We start from the raw sequence: 16690 nt of genomic DNA, 5'->3' as shown, positions 1-16690 counted from the left end.
AATGGCGTTATTAATTATTAATGCAAATGAAGTTGTAACATTAGCGAGTGAGAAAAAAGGGCCCCGTATAAAAGAGGCAATGGCAGAAATCAATGTACTGCAAGATGTAGCGGTATTGGTTGCTGAGGGGAAAATCGTCGAGATTGCTCCCCTTGAGCAATTAAAGCACAATCATACGGAGTTAGTAGAAAGCGCAGAAATCATCGACGCAAAAGGTCAAATCGTCTTACCAGGTTTCGTTGATGCACATACCCATTTAGTGCACGGTGGCACACGTGAAAATGAGTTTAATATGCGCTTAAATGGTTCGACATATATGGAAATTATGAATGCTGGTGGTGGCATTCACTATACGACGACAAAAACGCGTGAGGCGAGCTTTGATGAGCTGTATGATAAAACATATGCCCATTTAAACACATTTTTAAAGCACGGTATTACAACGGTTGAGGCGAAATCTGGCTACGGCCTTGATTGGGAAACAGAGTATAAGCAATTAACGGTTGCGAAAAAATTACAAGAAACGCATGCGGTAGATGTTGTTTCAACATTTATGGGCGCACATGCTGTACCGAAGGAATACAAGGAAAACAGCGATAAATTCGTCGATATCGTCATTGAAGAAATGCTACCAAAAGTAGCGGAGCAAGGCCTAGCCGAATTTAATGATGTCTTTTGCGAGCATGGTGTTTTTACGCCGGAGCAATCGCGCCGCATTTTATTAGCAGGCAAAGCTTTAGGCTTAACACCGAAAATTCATGCGGATGAAATTGAGCCGTATGAGGGGGCAGAGCTAGCAGCGGAAGTCGGGGCAATTTCAGCGGAGCATTTACTCGTCGCTTCAGATGAAGGGATTCGCCAAATGGCAGAGGCTGGAACAATTGCTGTGCTTTTACCCGGAACAGCTTTTTTCCTACGTGCGCCATTTGCACGAGGCCGCCTAATGGTTGATTCAGGAGTTCCTGTTGCAATTTCAACGGACTTCAACCCGGGCTCATCCCCTACAATTAGCTTGCCATTTATTCAAAATTTAGCTTGCTTAAATATGGGCATGACGATGGAAGAGGTTATTACAGCGACAACGATTAATGCGGCATATGCGATTAATCGCGGCGATGAAGTCGGCTCATTAGAGGCTGGTAAAAAAGCAGACATCGTCATTTTAAATGTACCAAACTACAAGCAAATGCAATATTTCTATGGCATGAACCATACACATACAGTTATTAAAGGCGGGCAAGTTGTTGTGAAGGATGGCGTTCTCGTATGAGTGAAGTCATTGTACAGCCAAGCTTTAAATGGCAGCGTCAAGATGGGCAGGATATAAAAGTGAAGGATTGGATTTGTCCTGTAGCGGAAATGACAGAGGAGCCTCAAGTCGTTGTACTAGGTGTGCCTTTATCGCGCTCGTCAATTAGTGCATCTGCCGCATCGGAATTTCCAAATGCCTTCCGCAAAAGCTGGGAGCTATTCTCGACCTATTATATTGATGAGCAAGTCGATATTCGTGACTTGCGCGTAGCCGATATTGGCGATGTCAAAATGCATACGACCGATATTTTGCAATGTCATCGCAATATTGAACAGGCAATGGATGAAGTGATGCAGCGCTATCCACAAAGCTTTTACGTGTCAATTGGTGGTGACCATTCAATTACAGCACCGCTCATACGTGCATTGCGTGAGGGAAAGCGTGTTGGCATTTTGCAATTTGACACCCATTTAGATTTACGTGATTTATCGGATGGCCCATCAAACGGTACACCGATTCGCCAGCTACTGGAGGCGGGTGTCGTGCGCGGTGAGGATGTATATAATATTGGCTTACACGGCTTTTATAATGCTCCGTCCTTAATTGAGGCGGCAAGGCATTACGGTGTCAATATGATTACATTGAAGCACATGCGTCGCAAAGGGGCACAGCAGCAAATTGCTGAGGTCATGACAGCGCTACAGGACAAGGTTGACTTTGTTTACGTAACCGTCGATATAGATGTACTAGATATCGCCTATGCTCCAGGCGTACCAGCCTCCACACCGGGCGGCATGCGTACAGACGAGCTCTTCGATTTATTGTTTGAGGTAGGCAAATATGAGGCGGTGCGCGCAATGGACTTTGTTTGCATTGACCCACATCGTGATTCGAAGGAGCTACAAACTATAAAAGCTGTGACCTATGCGTTTTTAACAGCAATGAGCTCTCGTTATATAAGCTTAAGCGATAAATAAAAATAAAACCGTCTGGAAAGTAGCATAGTTTGCACACTTTTTAGACGGTTTTTTAGTTAAGATTATTTTTCGTATAAAGTAAAAGATTTGAAGCCACATAAATGATTATTAGAAATACGGGTATTTTAAAAAGCCAATGACTTTCCACAAATAGTAATTTTGGGAAAAGCAGCGCAAGAAAAGCGAAAACTAGCAATCCAATTGTTTTGCTAAAAGATATTTGCCCGTCATTCTTTTTTTCGTCACCGTATTTTATAGCCGCTATATTTTGCACTAGCACTGCGGCAGTAACTAAGGCAATTAAAATGGCAGGTACTTTGAACGACCAGTGCTCCCTCACGAATATTTCACGTATGAAGTAAATCATGAAAAAAGCTGGGATTAGTATTCCTATTAATCTTCTAAAATTCATATCAGCGTTTAATCTCTCGCTTTTTAATTAATAAGAAAATTCCCCGAATTAGTAAGGCTATACTAATAGCAAGAGTGAATAGTCCGCTAATGGGGGTTAAAAATCCAACTGAAAATACTATTATACTTAAAATAATCAATACTACTGCCATAATTATTCCCCCCTTTCCTTTATAATAATTGATAAATATGTTATTTTCTACTTCCAGAGATGCATCTTATTTTGACTATTTTTAGTCATATATGAAAAATACATGTTTTTGAAAGTGCACTAAGCATTGGTTTCTACTAAAGCTTCTTCTACAATTAAAGCGAGTGGAGGATGCGACGATGAATAAGCAAGAGATGTATGACTTTTTTAATTTATATAAAATAGAATGTAATAAAACAGATGAATGGTTAGCAGAGCGTTTGAAGCAGGAGCCATTCTCTTTAACGACAGAAGAATTAACATTTGGTGCGCGTGTTGCGTGGCGCAACAGTAATAAATGTATTGGGCGTTTGTTTTGGCAGTCATTGCATGTTTTTGATGAGCGTCATTTACTAGAGGAACAAGCAATCTTTGAGGCACTTTTGCGCCATATTAGTTTTGCGACAAATGGTGGGAAAATTCGTCCTGCACAAACCGTTTTTGCGCCTAATCGTGTGCGCATTTGGAACCATCAGTTGATTCGTTATGCAGGATACGAGACGAATAATGGGATTGTTGGGGATTCGGATTCATTGCACTTTACGAAAATATGTATGGAGCTTGGGTGGCAAGGAGAGGGTACGGATTTCGACGTACTGCCACTTGTTATTCAAGTGGATGAACGTAAGCCAAAATGGTTTGAGATTCCGAGAAAGTATGTGTTAGAAGTTGATATGACACATCCGGAATATGATAGCTTTGCACAGCTTCAACTTAAATGGTATGCCGTGCCGATTATTTCGAGTATGCGCTTTAGTTGTGGTGGATTCGAATTTGCTGCTGCACCATTCAACGGCTGGTATATGGGCACTGAAATTGGTGCGCGTAATTTGGCTGACGTGGAGCGTTATAATATGCTACCTGCTGTGGCAGATACAATTGGTATTACACGCGAATCAAACAGCTCCTTATGGAAAGACCGCGCACTTGTCGAGCTCAATATTGCGGTACTACACTCTTTTAAAAGGGCGGGTGTCAGCATTGTTGACCATCATACTGCCGCACAGCAATTTAAGCTTTTTCAGCAGCTAGAGAAGGACGCGGCGCGTGAAGTAACAGGCAATTGGACGTGGTTAATTCCACCGCTTTCGCCCGCAACAACACATATTTATCATCAGCCTATTTCCAATGAGATAAAGAAGCCAAATTATTTTTATCCTGTATGCAAGCCCTTTACATCAAAATAGCAAGAGGGTGCTAGCTAGTAAAAAGCAAAAGACCAATATACTTTAATATAAGGAAGAACTGCTAAATACAGTGTTAGTAGGACGCCCACTTCAAGACTTAAGTGAAGATACGCTAAGGATAAGTGAGAGATTGACCGCCCGTAAAAGCCGATTGGTCCAACTAATAATCAGTGGAGGATGAAAAAACCTCCACTGATTGAAGTTTCACTTTATCACCTTTTCAAAGACAGCTCTCTATTCTAATGCCAAAGCACAATCTTCAGCGTCTCGGTCTAGAGACGTAGTAATAATTCCACCGCGAGGATGTTTTTGGAAAAACATTAATTCTATATACTAAAGATAACATATACAGTATGTAGAGGGAGGATATAAAAAATGAAAAAGGTAATGATACTTGGAGTGATGATAGGTGCTTCGGTTATGGTGTTAACAGGCTGCTTTCCTTTTATGTCAGGCAAAACAAGAGAGGAATCCATTGAGGTTACCAGGGATGAGGCTAAAAACTTAAATGTCGATATTGACCTTGGGGTCGGAGAGGTAACAATTGCTAAAGGTGCAAAGCAATGGGTAGAGGGCACTGCGCAGTATAATAAAAAGAAGTTAGCTCCGCAAGTGAGGTATAAATCAAAGGGGCAGACAGGCGAAGTCAAAATTGAACAAAAGGGTTCGAGAAACATTGGTTTGTCAGAAGTAAAAAGCAATTGGTCGCTTATGCTGAATGAAGATGTGCCGATGGATTTATCTATAGAGACGGGTGCAGCCGTTGCTAAGCTCGACCTACAGGGTCTACAGCTTCAAAAGCTAGATATTGACACAGGCGTTGGTGATTTATCCGTTAATTTAGGCGGCGATTGGTCAAAGGGCTTTGACACAAAAATTGAATCAGGTGTAGGCAAAACAACTGTTATTTTACCATCAGCCGTAGGTGTGAAAATTACAGTGGAAAAAGGTATCGGTACTCTTGATGTCGATGGCTTTATTGCTAATGGAAATGGCGTATATGTCAATGAAGCATATGGTGAGGCAGAAGTAACAATTAATGTAAGTATTGAAATGGGCATCGGCGAAGTCACATTAAAGTTAGATAAATAATAGATGAAGAGATGGCTGTCTTGAAAGCGCTGTGTTGCTTGCTTTCGAGACAGCCATTTTAGAGTAAAAATAACTTTTTTACAGCTATTTTATTTTTTTAGAATAAGGTCGATTAATTCTTCACGGTCAATCAAATAAACATCGTTAATATCCGCGAGCTTGATAGCCTGCTTTGTGAAATGGCTATTTGTCACAACCCATGCCTCTGTTGCATCATACATTTTAACTGCACCGATAATTTCTTGCACTGCTTTTACGCCGACTGTGCCGCTATAACGCTTAGCTTGCACAGCAATTATTTCTTTGCGGTCCTTTAAAATCAAGTCTGCCCCATAATCACCAGAAGCGGCAGTATAGGATACTTTATATCCGCGGCGTTTGAATAACTGGCCTAAAAATTGTTCAAATTCTTCCCCAGTCATATTATCTACATCTTTAATTCCCGCTCTACGTAAACGAGCAAGTCGTCTCGTTTTAAACCAAACTGTACAGCAAATAATGACAACGAAATAAATGACGATGGCAGTGATAATACCTTGCCACGTTTTTGTGAAATACCAGCCTATAACACCAGAGATTACTAATAATATTTGAAGGAATGAAGTGAATAAGCTTTTTTTATGTTTTTTCTTTCTTTTTTTCAAAATTTGTACTCCTAACTATAATGATACTTTTTATTATAGCATAAAAAGGTACAAATGTTCGTATTAGATTGTACGGTTTTGTGAGCTAATCATACTTGTTATGAAAAGTATGACCGTAATAATAATGAACATGACATTTGGAACATACCAGTCGCCCGTAGCATCATGAATATAGCCAAGCGCGATAGGTCCAACCGCTGCAAGCAAGTAGCCAATAGATTGAGCAAATCCTGATAGCTCAGCAGCTTCATATGCTGTTTTAGTGCGCAAAGTGAAAAGCATCATACACAGACTGAAGGAGGCTCCTCCCGCGAAGCCAAGGAAAATCATCCAAATGATTACTAGGCTTGTCCATTCCATTAAAAGCCCAGCATAACCAATGAAATAGCAAATAATAAAAAATACTGCAATAGGACGTTGAGAAGAGAGTCTACTTGCGATAATTGGCACGATAAAGGTCATTGGGATTTGCGCAAACTGTGAAAGCATTGTAAGCCAACCCGCTTTTTCAGGAGTTATGCCTTGTGATACTAGTATTTCTGGTAGCCATGTCGCTAAAGAATAAAAGAAGAACGATTGGAATCCCATTGTTAAAGCGACAGTCCATGCAAGCCCTGAACGAGAGAGCTTTGCGCGCGGTTGTTTTGCACTAGGGCCAATCATTTCTACTTTATTGCTACGTAATAAAGGAAGCCAAGCAGCCAATGTTATCAGACAAAGGATTATGGAGAAACCTAGAGCCCCCTGCCAGCCCCACGATGATGAGGCGATGGGATGACTTATGCCGACCGCTAGCCCAGCTGAGAGGTTCATAGATACGGTATAAATCCCCATTAAAAGTCCGATATGTAGCGGAAATTTCAGCTTGAAATAACTAGGAATAAGTACGTTGGCAAAGGAAATAGCTATCCCAATTAATATTGTTCCAGCTATAAGTAAAAACGCAACACCTGTAGAACGTAAAATGATTCCTATTGCTAAAAATATAACAGAATAAAATAAAGTGTTCTCCATCCCCAATTTACGTGCGATTGATGCCGCAAAGGGTGAAATAACCGCAAAGGCTAATAAAGGAATCGTCGTTAAAAATCCAGCCAGCGTATTGGAAATTCCTAAATCAGCACGAATAAATGGAATAGCGGGCCCTACGACAGTCAGTGGTGTTCGTAAAATCGTTGCAATAAGAAAAATGGCTACAACGAAGAGCAAAGTTTGCTTTGTTAGTTTTTTATTTGTTTGGCTTGATAAATCTGAATTCATTGCGATCCTCCTACTACATAATTATTTCATTATATAGCAAGTGCATACGGATTTCTAAAAGGTTGTTTACATACGCTAGGAAAAGGTAAGTGAAATATGCTAAAATGCAAGAAATCATTATTATGAAGGATGTGAAGCGAATGGGAGTATCGGCAGGGTTTTATAAAAAGATACAAGCTTGGGTAACGGATGATGATGCGCAATTGGCCTTTCGACCGTTTCAAGTCGATGGGAATCCATATAAATCTAGAATGTTATTAGTCGGTGCAGTTGCGACCCCTAAAATTGAAAGTAATACAACGAGCGAAGCTGTGTATATCGATGCGCTAGTAAATGGTCAATTATTCGATGAAATATACGGACATGAGATGAAGCAGCAATCGCGAGAGTATTTGGGGATGTTGCATTTCATTGAATGGGTCAGGCAAACGCTTAATACTCAGGTAGTTGCAACATATATAAATACTTTACAGGTGAAGGATGTGCAGGAGCTAAAGCTAGCGCGCAAGGAAACGCCGAATTTATATAAGAGAGGGCAAGTAATCTTTCGAGAAGTAGTGGAGGAATTTCAGCCCGAATTTATTGTCTTACATGGTACAGAGGCAGTGCAACAATTTAGAATGAATTTTGCCGAACAGCTAACGGATTACTATAGTCAAGTGAACAAAGTGCAACAATTAGAGGAGTATGGTGTTTTTGGAGAGTTGCATTGTAAAAATGGTCATATTATTAAGGTTTTAGCATGCCGTAGCATGAGTTACTATGGTAAAGAGGGTAAAGTATTTCAACAATTTAAAGACAAAATAAAGAGCTTATACGAGCCGTATCAATAAGATACATAATCAGAAAAGTGTGAAAAATTTTATTATTTTGGAGCTATTGCATTAAAGCGTTTTGGTGCTTATAATTGGAGCATTCTTAATTCAAAATTATATTTTACTCATATAATAACGAGGATATGGCTCGTAAGTTTCTACCGATTTCCCGTAAAGAAATCGACTATGAGAAGAAGTAGCAAAATGCATGTGAGATTTACATGTTAATTTATTGTTATACGTTCTTTCGGTGTAGAAAACTCGAAGGGCTCTTCTCTATATAGAGATAGCTTTTCGAGTTTTTTAGCTTCTTTTAGTAAATGTTTGGATATTCCCTAACAAAGAGGAACTTTTAGTCTAAGAACACTGCTATTTTTGATAACTACTAAGTGTCCAGATTTTGGGGAGAATGTTACAGGACGTAACGGCTTTAGGTTAACTTCTATCAGTTTGCTCAAAAAACCTAGGCGACAGTAAGCCGAGGCGTAATTGATTTATTATTTTAGAGGAGGAGCTTTCATGAAGCTTTTAAAGGATAAAATTCAGCAAGAAGGAAAAGTATTATCAGATGTTGTATTAAAGGTGGATTCTTTTTTAAATCACCAAATCGACCCTATGCTAATGCAGGAAGTAGGGGAGGAGTTTGCCAATCGCTATAGCGATGAAATCATTACAAAGGTGTTAACAATTGAATCGTCGGGTATCGCACCAGCAACATTTTTAGGCTTAGTGCTTGGTGCGCCTGTTGTTTTTGCTCGCAAGCGTAAATCTTTAACATTAACAGATAATTTATATTCTTCAAAGGTTCATTCTTTCACGAAAAACGAAGTAAATGAAATTTCCGTTTCTAAAAGTTTTTTGTCAGCAGATGACCGCGTAATTATTATCGATGATTTTCTAGCGAATGGTGAGGCGTTGAAAGGATTATTAGATATTGTCCAACAGTCAGGTGCGCATGTTGTTGGCGCGGGAATTGTTATTGAAAAGGGCTTCCAGCAGGGCGGACAACAATTACGAGAGCAAGGTTTACGCATTGAATCATTGGCAAATATTAAATCATTAGCAAACGGCAAAGTTGAATTTTTTGATTAGGACTGTAGGAGGTCACATTTTTTATGAATGGCTTTAAGGCAACAACTTTAGGTATTCAGCATTTACTCGCAATGTACGCAGGAGCAATTTTAGTACCTTTGATTATCGGTGGCGCACTCAATTTTACGCCAGCACAAATGACATATTTAGTCGCAATTGATATTATGATGTGTGGTATTGCGACACTATTGCAAGTATGGAAAGGCAAATATATCGGTATTGGTTTGCCTGTTGTACTTGGCTGTACATTTACAGCGGTAAGCCCAATTATCTTAATCGGTTCTTCTAGCGGCTTAGGTGCAGTTTACGGTGCGATTATCGCTTCCGGTATCATTATTGTTTTAATTTCAGGTGTTTTTGGCTTATTAGTGCGCTTTTTCCCACCTGTTGTAACAGGCTCAGTTGTGACAATTATTGGGGTTAGTTTAATTCCAGTAGCAATTAACAATATGGGCGGTGGACAAGGGGCAGATGACTTTGCGTCAGGTTCTAATGTTGGTTTAGCATTTATTACACTACTAATTATTTTAGTAATTTACCGTTTTTCTAATGGGTTTATCCGTGCGATTGCTATTTTATTAGGCTTAGTCATTGGGACGATTGTTGCAGCATTTATGGGGAAGGTAGACTTTACACCAGTTATTGACGCTTCTTGGATGCATATTGCAGTGCCATTTTATTTAGCGACACCGACCTTTGATGCATCTGCGATTATTATAATGACACTTGTAGCGATGGTATCCCTAGTTGAATCAACAGGTGTTTACTACGCATTAAGTGATATTTGTGAAAAGCCCTTAACATCGAAGGATTTAGCGAAGGGATATCGTGCGGAAGGGTTAGCCTCTATTATCGGTGGTATTTTCAATGCTTTCCCATACACGACGTTTTCACAAAATGTCGGCTTAATTCAAGTATCTGGCGTGCGTGACCGCAAAGTTATTTTCATTACAGGTGGGATGTTAGTTGCACTAGGTTTTTTACCGAAGCTTGCTGCTTTAACGACAATTATTCCAACGCCTGTGCTAGGTGCTGCGATGCTAGCGATGTTCGGAATGGTCATTACACAAGGAATTAAAATGCTAGCTCCGGAAATTGCGAAATCAACAGAAAATGCCATGATTGTTGCCTGTGCGGTAGGATTAGGTATCGGCGTAGCCGTTGTACCAGAGTTATTCGCATCATTACCTTCTAAGTTTGGCTTAAATATTTTAACATCAAATGGAATCGTCTGTGGTTCTGTGACAGCGATTGTTCTTAACATTGTATTCAATATGATTGGCAAAAAATAAAGTGCCAGGCACACAAACAATTCAGAATTGTTTGTGTGCCTGGCACGTTTTTTACGTTAGCTTGACATAAAAATCTTTACCGTTATTAATGCCTATAATTTCAGTGTTTTTCTTTTTTTTATAGTAGTTATCAATTTGTCTTGCAAGGCTCGAATGACCGTTCAAATAAATACCAGGCTCAATTTTCTTAGCTACATTATGAAACTCAAAATAGATTTTTGTATCTTCTTCCATAAGATTGATAATTTGTGAGAACTCATCAGCAGGAATATGAATGCCACGCGTATAACGACATTCTCTGCGATACGTGTCGTGCGAAATGTGGATCGGCTGTTGTTCGACTATCATTTCTAGTTTAATCATAATGAGCACCTCCTTAGTATATTACTTTGCCTGTATTATATCAGAATTCTGTAATATTAGAAGATGCGTATATTACCAATTTTCTTGCTGCATTTCTTCAGCAATGACTTGTAAATCATAAGCGTTAATTGATAAAAGCTCGTATTCATCGTGTTGCTCCATATATTTTTTTACTAAATTTAATACATATTTAGGTGATGCTTCATTTTCCTCATCATAAATGAGTAACGTCGCATCTGTATTGTTAATAATAAATTTATCCTTCTCAATAAACTGCCAAGGCGCCTCATATGGTCGCTTCGTTACACTTGTGACAAAATCAGCCTGTAAAATCATTCGTTGATATAGCTCTTGCTTATGCTCATTCCAATTTTTCTCCTGCTCTAAAAATGGTGTAATAACCGAATATTTTAAGATAGGATATTGCTCCTTTAATGCGCGAACAACCTCTGTCGCCCATAGTTCAACACCTAGCTGACCACTAACAATCACCCATTCTAAGCCATCATCTAATAATGCCAGTAACTTATTTTCTATTGCTTTTTTTATAATCGCAATGCCTGGATGCTGCTCATTAAAAATACCTAACTCATGTGGCCTATAGCCTGTAATAAAAAGTGTTTTAATCATCTAAATCACTCCCTATGATAATTAATTGATTCGTATGTTAAGATGTTTCTAATTGTACGAGATTTTTTGAGGAGAAAGAAGGGAATGGCATGGGAAAAGCTAAAATATATATCATTTTACTAATTGTAATGCTAGCTTGGGGATTAAATGTTGTTGCCTTAAAGCTATTAGTTTCTTATTTTAGTCCATTGACGATGACTGCTGTGCGTATTTTTATTGCTGGCATTACTGTTGTAGGGATTTTAGCTCTTTTAAAAAAGCTACAAAAACCTACTCGTACCGAGGTATATTCTATAATGGCTGCAAGTATATTAGGCGTCGTGCTACACCATAGCTTGTTAGCATTTGGATTAGCAAATACGATGGCTACGAAGGGCAGTATTATTTTAGGCTTTAGCCCATTATTAACGGCAATACTTGCTATCATTTTTGGCTTCACACAAATGAGTTGGCAGCGTTTTTTAGGCTTTGTTGTAGGCACGTTTGGAGTGATAATGGCTGTTTTACGTGGGGGAGAAGGAATGACGGGAATAGCAATAGGTGATATCCTCGTTTTTCTATCTATTTTAGCACAAGCATTTAGCTTTCTAATCATAAGTAAGGCATCCAAAACGTTGAATCCGGTCGTACTAACAGGCTATATGATGCTAAGTGGCTCGATAGTTTTGCTATTACTAGCGTTAATGATAGAGCCGGCGCAGTTTATCTACTTTACTACGGTTGCACCGTCAGCAATAGCTTTATTATTAGCATCTGCAATATTCGCAACTGCTCTTGGTCATGTTATTTATAATTATGCCATCGCAAAAATAGGCGCAGCCGAAACTGCGATTTTTGGTAATTTTAACACGTTATTCAGCTTGCTAGGCACAGCCATTTTACTAAAGGATCCGATAGGTATGAATCAAATATTTGGCTGCTTGCTTATAATTGTTGGTGTACTGACGGGAACAGGAGCGGTAGAGGCATTTGTGCGAAGCCGAAAAGCATGAGTGCCAGGCACACAAACAATTCAGAATTGTTTATGTACCTGGCTAGTACTACAAAGAAGCATTCCAATAAAGCTAAGAGCAGCTAATATGAAAAATACGTGGTGGATAGAGAAGTTTTCAGCTAATATACCAAAAATAGGTGTTAAACAAACGACAATACCTTGATTAAAAAACATACGAACACTAGCAGCACGACCGTGGTATTGAGGTTCTGTTGATATTTGTTGAATGGCTTGAAATGTTGTTCGTATCCATGTTGTACAGTACCCAATGCCTGCACAGCCTATCATAGTGAATGCAAGCGTTGTGTTAAACGTTAGCAAAAAAAGACTAGCTATTAGTATGAGCATAATAGTTAGTGAAGAAAATCGCTGGAATAGCTTTATGAATTTTGCGCCAAGTAGTCCAGCTAATACACCGCTGCTTGAAACTGTTATTTCAAGCAATCCATAAACAGTAGCAGAAGATTTTAAAACTTCATACGTATAAGCTGCTAAAAATCCGATAGTTGTATGATAAATCAATTGCCCAATTGCCATGATGACCAGTAGTTGTAGAAAAAAACGACTAGACAAGGAATAGATAAAGCCAGCTATCATTTCTTCGAGTATTGAATGGTGGGTAAGAGCAGTAGATGCTTGCTCTGTTGGTAATTGCCAAAGTAAATAAAATGCGATGATTAAGGTTAACAAAATGATGAATGATAGCGTGTTAATCAATGCTTGAGCAATGAAGAAACTACTAATAGCAGTACCTAAAATACCACCAATAATCGTGTAAGAAGCCGATTTTTGAAAAGTGATAATAAGCTGCTCTTTAATAAAGATGGTAGCTAGATATGCTTGCATAGTTGGACGTATAAGTGACCCGCATAATTGCAGTACCATATTGGACGAAATTAGCAGAACAGGCGATATATTTTTGAAACTTATTAGAACTGTACATATTGTTAGAAGTATTAATGTTAGTGCCAAAATTAATAAATGCTTTTTGTTATAACGATCTACAAATACCCCGATAAAAGGTATGCATAATAAGCTTGGTAAAAATCCTAGCCCTACAAATAGTCCTGTATACACCACATTCTCTGTTTGCTCATAAAGACTCCATGTAGTAAAAATAAAATAAGCAGATAAGGAAAAATCCAATAATCCTTGTAACCAAATTACTTTTGCTAAACGAACCAATCTAAACACATCCCTTCAAATGCTATAATAAAGTGGACGTAGAAAAAGAAAAAGGGACAATTACTGAAGTTTATGTCTACTTTTTAAAGTGGGGGAGGATAAATAATGGAGTTAGCATTGCAATTATTATGGTCACTGCGTAATGAACAACTATCCATTCATAAGATAAGTGAGATGATGCAGTTAAGTACAAAGCAAGTGACTCGCAAAATCAAGAAATGGGAGACAGAGGGCTGGATACGTTATTGTGCAGGTAAAGGAAGGGGACATATATCAAGCATTCAGTGGTTGCAGGATATCGAGAAACAATTACTTATTGTATTAAATAGTGAATTCAAACAGAAAAATTTCAAAGCCCTAACAGATATAAATATGTCTTACTTTTCAGAGAAGTTCCAGCAAAATGTCGCAGCATTATTGACGGAAAATATCGTGTCAGATGAACGAAAAGCAGCGTCAATGCTGACAATACCTATTTATAGTAAAAATCTAAACCTTCACCCACATAATTATAGCGATACCGAAAGTGGCTGGGTGTTATCCCATATTTATAGCCGTATCGTAATTCAAAATAATAATACGTTTAAAGGAGATTTAATCCATCATTGGGAGCAATTTGGACAATGCTTTATTTTTTACGTTCGCCCATTTCTTTATTGGCATAATGGAGAAACCGTAAAAATAGAAGAAATCATGGAATCAATTAAAACGACTTTTATGCTAAACAAATATAGTCATTTTTTTAGAAAAGTGATTAGTATAGAAAAACGAACGAATGCTATTTTTGAAATCAAATATATGGGGGGAGAGGAGGAGTTACTAACACTTCTTTCTCAATTGGATTTTAGCTTGTATCATCCATTAAACTACCGCATTGGAACAGGGGCGTATAAAATAGCTCAAGATTCTAATGGAGCAGTGCAATTAACAGCATGCTCTCAATATCACCTCACACAAGCACTTATTAATAAGATTCAATTTGTAACGATACCTTCAACGCTGCAAAGAAGGCTGGAATGGTCAATGCAACAAAACGAAGCGCAGTATCAGAGCTGTGTGGAGCTAGGGGGAATCGTATCAACTTACTTTAATCCTTTTTCAAACAACTTGCAGAAGCGCGAGGTACGTCTATATATGCTATGGATTTTAAAGCGATTTGCGCAACAAATAGGGCAGGTGGATTCTCTAAAGTCATCCTGTGTTCAAGAAACATTAACTAGCCTACAACGGGTAAGTATGCCGGCATTGCGTATTGGCTATATCGTCAATCAAACGAAATTTATTGTAGCTTTGCATAATTTTTGTGAAGAGCAAGGTATACAAGCAGAGGTAATAAAGCTTACGATTGATGATTTGCCTTTAAATAAATTATTTACACAAGTAGATTTAATAATAATAGGAGAGTACCTCGCCCCACCATTTATTTTAGAAAATGATAAAGAGCACCCATTGTCTATTATTTTAGAAAATGTTAATGATAACACGTGGTTTGCTGTCCTGTATAAATCCTTCCGTGAAATCTATTATCCCTCTAATTTCAGAAGAAGTGTAGAAAATATTTATGGTTATCCTAATTTAACGACATGTTGGTTTGGATGTTAATGATTAAGTGCCATGCACAGAAACAATTCAGAATTGTTTCTGTGCCTGGCACTTATATAAACTGAAACATCCGAAAAGCAGTGCGTTAGCACGCTTTTCGGACGTCTTCTTAAAACACAGCTTTAATTTGGTCGATTGCCCAATCTAATTCTTCTTTTGTGATAACTAATGGTGGTGCAAAGCGGATTACTGTATCGTGTGTTTCTTTACATAATAAGCCGCGCTCCATTAATTTCTCACAGTATGGTCGAGCAGATTCGTGTAATTCTAAGCCGATAAATAAACCGCGTCCGCGTACTTCTTTAATCGCAGGGTGGTTGATTTGGCGAAGGGCTTCCTGGAAGTAGTCGCCCAAGCCTAATGAGCGTGCTGCTAAGTCTTCCTCTTCAATTACTTCAAGTGCCGCAATAGATACCGCACATGCAAGTGGATTTCCACCGAATGTAGAGCCGTGTGAACCTGGGTTAAATACGCCTAAAACATCACGGTTAGCTACAACACATGAAATTGGGAAAACTCCGCCACCTAGCGCTTTACCAAGGATTAAAATATCTGGTGTAATACCTTCCCATTCATAAGCAAACATTTTTCCAGAGCGTGCAAGACCACTTTGAATTTCGTCTGCGATAAATAATACATTGTTTTCTTCACATAATTGCTTCGCCGCTTTTAAGAAGCCTGCTGGTGGAATAAGGATACCTGCTTCCCCTTGAATTGGCTCAACAATAAATGCCGCTGTATTTGGCGTAATAGCATTTTTTAATGCATCAATATCGCCATATGGTACTAAGCTGAAGCCCGGTAATAATGGACCGAAGCCACGCTGATACTCTGCCTCAGAGGATAAAGAAACCGCTGCCATCGTACGACCGTGGAAGTTGCCGATACAGCCAATAATATGTGCTTGGTTTTCTGCTACCCCTTTTTTCTCGTATGCCCAACGACGAGCCGTTTTAATCGCTGTTTCAACTGCCTCAGCACCTGTGTTCATTGGTAGAACCATTTCTTTATTCGTTAATTTACTTACTTTTTCATACCAAGGACCTAGTTGATCAGAGTGGAATGCACGAGATGTTAATGTCACGCGGTCAGCTTGTTTTTTTAATGCCTCAATGATTTTAGGATGGCGGTGACCTTGGTTAACTGCAGAATAAGCAGATAACATATCCATATATTTATTGCCTTCAGGGTCCTTTACCCATACACCTTCTGCTTCAGAAATCACAATCGGCAGTGGATGGTAGTTATTTGCACCGAAATTTTCAGTTTGTGTAATAAGTTGAGCTGTTTTCGTCATAATAAAAATCCCCCTTATTAAATGTAATAGAATAGAGCGCAAAGAAAATTTGCGTCTTATTGCACCTTATACTTATTATAATGCAGAAATATCTTGCATTTTTCAAGTTTTATTTTTAAATATTTTTTCATCACAAAAAGCTTGAGCTGCGAATGGGGAAGTAGCTCAAGTTTTTTCGCAATTTAATAACTAGTATAGCTCTATAATTTATAAAATTATACTTTTGTGCATTATTGCTATTCTTTAGAATGCAGGAGTGCAGAAAAATACGGAAGCATCTTTAGAAAAGAGAATAGAGATAAAGCCGCCGTTCAGCTCCAAGAGGTATAGAAGGGTGCGGGTGTAAAAGTAAACGCTCCAGCATTTTGAATGAAGATTTGAAATGACCGAAGGGTGCCCGTTTAGCC

Annotated in this window: 16 protein-coding genes and 1 riboswitch; of the genes, 9 read left to right on the top strand and 7 right to left on the bottom strand. The window is 38.7% G+C overall.

The window, feature by feature from the left end:
• Nucleotide 1: 1 nt before the first annotated feature.
• A complete protein-coding gene (gene hutI / locus MHH70_RS09915) occupies nt 2-1270 on the top strand; it encodes an imidazolonepropionase (protein WP_066170432.1) in 1269 nt (422 codons plus the stop codon).
• On the top strand, nt 1267-2229 hold the full coding sequence (locus MHH70_RS09910) for an agmatinase family protein (protein ID WP_342471407.1): 963 nt from the start codon (nt 1267-1269) through the stop codon (nt 2227-2229). The genes hutI and MHH70_RS09910 overlap by 4 nt, the downstream gene beginning before the upstream one ends.
• Nucleotides 2230-2642: 413 nt before the next feature.
• On the opposite strand, the gene MHH70_RS09905 is transcribed toward MHH70_RS09910, so the two are convergent.
• On the bottom strand, nt 2643-2792 hold the full coding sequence (locus MHH70_RS09905; RefSeq protein WP_161956356.1) for a hypothetical protein: 150 nt from the start codon (nt 2790-2792) through the stop codon (nt 2643-2645).
• A gap of 178 nt (nt 2793-2970) precedes the next feature.
• On the opposite strand from MHH70_RS09905, the gene MHH70_RS09900 reads away from it, so the two are divergent.
• Entirely contained in the window at nt 2971-4017 is a 1047-nt protein-coding gene (locus MHH70_RS09900) for a nitric oxide synthase oxygenase (protein ID WP_107941880.1), read from the top strand.
• Between the two features lie 375 nt (nt 4018-4392).
• Complete coding sequence (locus MHH70_RS09895; RefSeq protein ID WP_107941882.1) at nt 4393-5109, top strand: toast rack family protein; 717 nt, start codon at nt 4393-4395, stop codon at nt 5107-5109.
• Nucleotides 5110-5198: 89 nt separating this feature from the next.
• Here MHH70_RS09895 and MHH70_RS09890 read toward each other — a convergent pair whose 3' ends face one another.
• Both MHH70_RS09890 and MHH70_RS09885 read right to left on the bottom strand, forming a co-directional pair.
• The gene (locus MHH70_RS09890; protein WP_066170418.1) at nt 5199-5753 is read right to left on the bottom strand and encodes a restriction endonuclease; all 555 of its coding nucleotides are present in this window, start codon (nt 5751-5753) and stop codon (nt 5199-5201) included.
• Nucleotides 5754-5816: 63 nt separating this feature from the next.
• The gene (locus MHH70_RS09885; protein ID WP_066170415.1) at nt 5817-7013 is read right to left on the bottom strand and encodes an MFS transporter; all 1197 of its coding nucleotides are present in this window, start codon (nt 7011-7013) and stop codon (nt 5817-5819) included.
• An 89-nt stretch (nt 7014-7102) separates the two neighbouring features.
• Here MHH70_RS09885 and MHH70_RS09880 point away from each other — a divergent pair, with 89 nt between their 5' ends.
• From MHH70_RS09880 to MHH70_RS09870, 3 genes are all read left to right on the top strand, one after another.
• On the top strand, nt 7103-7846 hold the full coding sequence (locus MHH70_RS09880) for a hypothetical protein (RefSeq protein WP_107941884.1): 744 nt from the start codon (nt 7103-7105) through the stop codon (nt 7844-7846).
• A gap of 87 nt (nt 7847-7933) precedes the next feature.
• Nucleotides 7934-8035, top strand: a riboswitch (purine riboswitch).
• 312 nt (nt 8036-8347) lie between these two features.
• Nucleotides 8348-8920 carry a xanthine phosphoribosyltransferase gene (locus MHH70_RS09875; protein ID WP_066170411.1) on the top strand — a complete coding sequence of 191 codons (573 nt, stop codon included), beginning with the start codon at nt 8348-8350 and terminating at the stop codon, nt 8918-8920.
• 23 nt (nt 8921-8943) lie between these two features.
• The gene (locus tag MHH70_RS09870; RefSeq protein ID WP_107941886.1) at nt 8944-10212 is read left to right on the top strand and encodes a nucleobase:cation symporter-2 family protein; all 1269 of its coding nucleotides are present in this window, start codon (nt 8944-8946) and stop codon (nt 10210-10212) included.
• Nucleotides 10213-10263: 51 nt separating this feature from the next.
• On the opposite strand, the gene MHH70_RS09865 is transcribed toward MHH70_RS09870, so the two are convergent.
• Nucleotides 10264-10575 carry a hypothetical protein gene (locus MHH70_RS09865; protein WP_342471406.1) on the bottom strand — a complete coding sequence of 104 codons (312 nt, stop codon included), beginning with the start codon at nt 10573-10575 and terminating at the stop codon, nt 10264-10266.
• Between the two features lie 72 nt (nt 10576-10647).
• Nucleotides 10648-11205: a DUF1273 domain-containing protein gene (locus tag MHH70_RS09860; protein ID WP_342471405.1), complete on the bottom strand. Its 558-nt coding sequence runs from the start codon at nt 11203-11205 to the stop codon at nt 10648-10650.
• Nucleotides 11206-11294: 89 nt separating this feature from the next.
• On the opposite strand from MHH70_RS09860, the gene MHH70_RS09855 reads away from it, so the two are divergent.
• Entirely contained in the window at nt 11295-12197 is a 903-nt protein-coding gene (locus MHH70_RS09855) for a DMT family transporter (RefSeq protein ID WP_342471404.1), read from the top strand.
• Nucleotides 12198-12217: 20 nt separating this feature from the next.
• Here the strand turns inward: MHH70_RS09855 and MHH70_RS09850 are convergent, their stop codons facing one another.
• Complete coding sequence (locus MHH70_RS09850) at nt 12218-13384, bottom strand: MFS transporter (protein WP_342471403.1); 1167 nt, start codon at nt 13382-13384, stop codon at nt 12218-12220.
• A gap of 105 nt (nt 13385-13489) precedes the next feature.
• Between MHH70_RS09850 and MHH70_RS09845 the strand changes: the two genes are divergently transcribed.
• Nucleotides 13490-14986, top strand: coding sequence for a hypothetical protein (locus MHH70_RS09845; RefSeq protein WP_342471402.1), 1497 nt, complete (start codon nt 13490-13492; stop codon nt 14984-14986).
• 109 nt (nt 14987-15095) lie between these two features.
• On the opposite strand, the gene MHH70_RS09840 is transcribed toward MHH70_RS09845, so the two are convergent.
• Nucleotides 15096-16283, bottom strand: coding sequence for an ornithine--oxo-acid transaminase (locus MHH70_RS09840; RefSeq protein WP_342471401.1), 1188 nt, complete (start codon nt 16281-16283; stop codon nt 15096-15098).
• Between the last annotated feature and the right edge of the window lie 407 nt (nt 16284-16690).

The organism is Metasolibacillus sp. FSL H7-0170 (assembly GCF_038593115.1).
Classification (GTDB): Bacteria; Bacillota; Bacilli; order Bacillales_A; family Planococcaceae; genus Metasolibacillus; species Metasolibacillus fluoroglycofenilyticus.
The sequence above is the reverse complement of the archived record's forward strand: the minus strand, read 5'-3'. Positions and strand labels throughout refer to the sequence as shown.